The sequence below is a fragment of the Flavobacterium sp. FPG59 genome (genome assembly GCF_002150205.1).
In the GTDB taxonomy this organism is placed as follows: domain Bacteria; phylum Bacteroidota; class Bacteroidia; order Flavobacteriales; family Flavobacteriaceae; genus Flavobacterium.
Genome location: NZ_MTCA01000241.1, coordinates 1 through 4,508, shown reverse-complemented (window position 1 = coordinate 4,508; position 4,508 = coordinate 1). Strand labels below are relative to the sequence as shown.

Below are 4,508 nucleotides of genomic sequence, written 5' to 3'. Positions count from 1 at the left end.
AGCTTAGGATACCGATTCTAAATAACTTATTCCAAATATTAAAAGCCGATATACTTGAAAAAGTATATCGGCTTTTTTATTATTTTAGAACTGCTTTTAAATACGTTCCAGTAATAGATTCTTTATTTTTCACAACCTGCTCTGGAGTACCAACCGCTAATAATTTCCCTCCATTTTCTCCACCTTCGGGACCAAGATCAATTAACCAGTCGGCACATTTAATCAGATCAAGATTGTGTTCAATTACAATAATGGAGTGTCCTTTTTCTATTAAAGCATCAAAAGACGCCAATAGTTTCTTAATATCATGAAAATGTAAACCAGTTGTAGGTTCATCAAAAACAAATAAAGCTTTGTCTTTTGTGGCTCCTTTTACTAAAAATGAGGCCAGTTTTATACGCTGTGCTTCTCCGCCAGAAAGGGTAGAGGATGATTGTCCTAATTGTACATAACCCAAACCGACATCCTGAAGAGGTTGTAGTTTTTGAGTTATTTTAGTTTGTTTCTGAGCTGTAAAAAAAGCAATTGCATCATCTATAGTCAAGGTTAGAATTTCATGAATATTTTTCCCTTCAAACGCTACCTCTAATACTTCTTTTTTAAATCGTTTACCGTGGCAGGTTTCACATGGCAATTGCACATCAGCCATAAATACCATCTCTACGTTGATAGATCCTTCTCCTTTGCAGGTTTCGCAGCGCCCACCATCAACATTAAATGAAAAATGTTTGGCTTGGTATCCTCTAACTTTTGAAAGTTTTTCTTTGGCATACAAATCCCGAATGTCATCGTATGCTTTGATATACGTTACCGGATTTGAACGTGAACTTCTACCTATTGGGTTTTGATCTACATATTCGATATGTTTTATTTGCGAAAAAGAACCTGATATTTCTGAGAATTGACCTGCTTTTTCACCAATATTTTCTAGCTTTTTTTGCATAGCTGGAAAAAGAATTTTCTTTACCAGTGTACTTTTTCCACTACCTGAAACACCTGTAATGACCGTCAACACATCTAGCGGAAATGTAACATCAATATTTTGTAAGTTGTTTTCTCGAGCTCCTTTAATTTCTATGAAGTTCTTAAACTGTCGGCGTTTTTTTGGTACCGAAATTTCTAAATCACCATTCAGATATTTTGCTGTAAGAGAAGTAGATTTTAATATTTCGTCAAATGTTCCTTGGGCCACTAAATTTCCACCAAGACTACCAGCTTCTGGGCCAATGTCTATAATCATATCAGCCGCTTTCATGATATCCTCGTCATGCTCTACAACAATTACAGTATTACCTAAGTCGCGTAAAGAAAGCAGAACTTTTATTAGTCTTTCGGTATCTTTTGGGTGTAACCCGATGCTTGGCTCATCCAAGATATACATAGATCCTACCAGGCTGCTGCCAAGTGAAGTAGCTAAGTTAATACGTTGTGATTCACCACCAGACAGTGTGGCTGAGTTTCTATTGAGTGTTAAGTAATCAAGACCTACCTCGGTTAAAAAAGACAATCTGTTGTTGATTTCAATAAGTAATCTGTTGGCTATTTGTTTTTCATAAACGTTTAATTCTAAGTTTTTGAAAAAAGTAACCAAGTGCTTGATAGGCAAATCAACCAAATCAGAAACTGTTTTTTGATTAATCTTAACATAAGAAGCTTCTACACGCAGCCTTTTTCCCTTACATGCGGTACACTTTGTCTTGCCTCGATAGCGAGAAAGCATCACTCTATTTTGGATTTTATAGTTTTTTTCTTCAAGCTCTTTAAAAAAATCATTTAAGCCTTGAAAATAACCATTTCCTGTCCAAAGAACTTCTTTTTGTTCTTCAGTAAGTTGATAAAAAGGTTTGTGAATGGGAAAATCAAATTTGTAAGCTTTGTTAACTAACTCGTCACGATACCAACTCATACTATCACCACGCCATGGAAAAATAGCATTTTCAAAAATAGATAAAGTGGTGTTGGGTACTACAAGCTCAGCATCGATACCAATAATGTTTCCGTAGCCTTCGCACACTGGGCAGGCGCCATAAGGATTATTGAAACTAAACAAATGTACATTTGGTTCTAAAAAAGTGATGCCATCCAGTTCAAAATTATTTGAAAAAGTATGTTTGATATGGGTGTTTAATTCTTGTAAGTAGCAAATGCCTTTCCCTTCAAAAAAAGCAGTTTGAACCGCATCGGCAAGGCGGTTGTAAAATTCTTCCTCAACTTCCGGATTTTGGTTAACCACAATACGATCCACTATTAAATAAATTTCTTTATCGTTTATAGCTTCAGGAACAGCATCCAGTCTGATCATTTCATTGTTCACCAATATTCTAGCAAAACCCTGTTGCAAAAGAACATTAAGCTTGTCATGTATTTTTCTGCCTGGTTCTAAATGAATGGGAGCTAATAACAACCATTTACTGTTTTGTTCTAGCTTTTTTACCGCATTTACTACATCAGTAACTGTGTTTTTTTTGACTTCAGCACCAGAAACTGGGGAATAAGTGCGTCCTATTCTTGCAAAAAGTAATTTTATATAATCATAAATTTCAGTAGAGGTGCCCACTGTAGAACGGGCATTTGTAGTGTTGACCTTTTGTTCAATGGCAATAGCTGGAGCAATACCTTTAATATATTCTACCTTTGGTTTATCGAGTCTGCCAAGAAATTGACGTGCATAAGATGATAAGCTTTCTACATACCTACGCTGTCCCTCGGCGTACAAAGTATCAAATGCTAAGCTAGATTTTCCAGATCCTGAAAGACCTGTAATAACCACTAGTTTATTTCTAGGTATAGCAACATCCACGTTTTTTAAATTGTGTACTTGCGCTCCTTTTATAATGATATTTTTCTTTGGATCTAATTTAGAAAGGTCAACTTGCATAAAAATGATAATTTTTACAAAAGTAATCAATTTTGAACAGAGATTTCAGGATGAACAACTCACAAATAATGATTAAAAATGAGGTTTAAAAGTCAATTTTGGCCTTGTATGGTAATTATGTTTTTCATCCGATAAATAAGTACTATTTTTAGATTTATTTTTGACAAAACAAACAAACGCTACCATTGAAAACAAAGTTATACCTTATTCTTTTTTTATGCTGTTTTTGTGCCTTCTCACAAGAGTTGCCGCCTATTGTAAAATATAGTTCTTCAACCTATGGCGCAGGAAATCAAAACTGGATGATTTCACAGGATAAAAAACAATTTATTTATCTAGCAAATAATGAAGGACTACTCGAGTTTAATGGGTCTAACTGGGAACTGTATCCGTCCCCAAACGAAACTATTATACGATCTGTTAAGGTTATAGGGAATAAGATTTATTCTGGTGCCTACATGGAATTTGGTTTTTGGAAACGAATGTCCAACGGGAAACTTAAATACTATTCCTTAAGTAAGAAAATTAAAAACAAAATTCTTGATGATGAACAGTTTTGGAATGTTTTAGATTTTGAACAATGGGTTGTTTTTCAGTCTTTAAATAGAATGTATATTTATGATACTAAGACAGATACTTTTAACATCATTAGTCCCAAAAACAACATTACTAAATCTTTTCGTACTAAAGATGCTATTTATTTTCAAATAGCAAATGAAGGTCTTTTTGAAATAGAAAGTGGTACGTATCGTCTTGTAACCAATGATCAAATTGTATTGCAAAATAAGTTGGTAAATATTTTTGCTGATGATGATGGACTTCTTTTACAAACACAACAAAATGGTTTTTTTAAACTTATTGATAAACGTTTGAAAAAAATTAAAACAGATGTGGACAATGAATTTGCTACAGGTAATGTGTATTGCAGTCAGAGGTTAAGTGATGGTAGTTTTGCACTGGGAACCATTTCCAATGGTGTTTTTATACTTGATTCAGCAGGTAAATTGAAATTTCATATCACTCAAAATAAAGGTTTGAGTAATAATACTGTTTTGTCACTCTATGAAGATGTTGATCAAAATGTATGGTTGGGACTTGACAATGGTATCAATTGTATCAATTTGCGTTCACCCATACAAAATTATAGTGATGATACAGGAATATTGGGCACCGTTTATACCTCTTTAAAATGTAACGGTAATTTATATGTAGGAACAAATCAAGGGTTGTTTTTTAAAAAGGATTCTGTACAGGAGGAATTTCGTTTTGTGAGTGGTACTAAAGGTCAAGTTTGGTCTTTATTTGAACATGATGGTACGCTTTTTTGTGGCCATGATTCAGGGACATTTATTGTTGAGAATGGAATGGCTAAGAATATTTTTTCGGCCTCTGGAACTTGGAAATTTGAGGCATCTCCAAATGACAAAGCACATCTTTTACAAGGAAATTATTATGGTATTTCAGTTTTAGAAAAAAGAAATAATCAATGGAGTTTTAGAAATAAAATCAAAGGTTTTGATTACTCGTCTAAGTATTTTGAGATTTTAAAAAATTCAGATGTTTACGTAAGTCATGAATACAAAGGAGTTTTTAGACTGGAACTTGATAAAGATCTATTGAAAGTAAAACG

General features: G+C 33.7%; 2 protein-coding genes. One reads left to right on the top strand and one right to left on the bottom strand.

All coding sequences use genetic code 11. The features are described 5' to 3' along the window. Positions 1–79: 79 nt before the first annotated feature. Complete coding sequence (gene uvrA / locus FPG59_RS14255; RefSeq protein WP_086455245.1) at positions 80–2,878, bottom strand: excinuclease ABC subunit UvrA; 2,799 nt, start codon at positions 2,876–2,878, stop codon at positions 80–82. Positions 2,879–3,063: 185 nt separating this feature from the next. Between uvrA and FPG59_RS14250 the strand changes: the two genes are divergently transcribed. Then, a partial coding sequence (locus FPG59_RS14250; protein ID WP_303393806.1) for a two-component regulator propeller domain-containing protein occupies positions 3,064–4,508 on the top strand: 1,445 nt, incomplete at its 3' end.

Bases quoted from the DNA above. Each gene is read 5' to 3' on its own strand.
- uvrA (WP_086455245.1), bottom strand. From the start codon at position 2,878: ATGCAAGTTGACCTTTCTAAATTAGATCCAAAGAAAAATATCATTATA.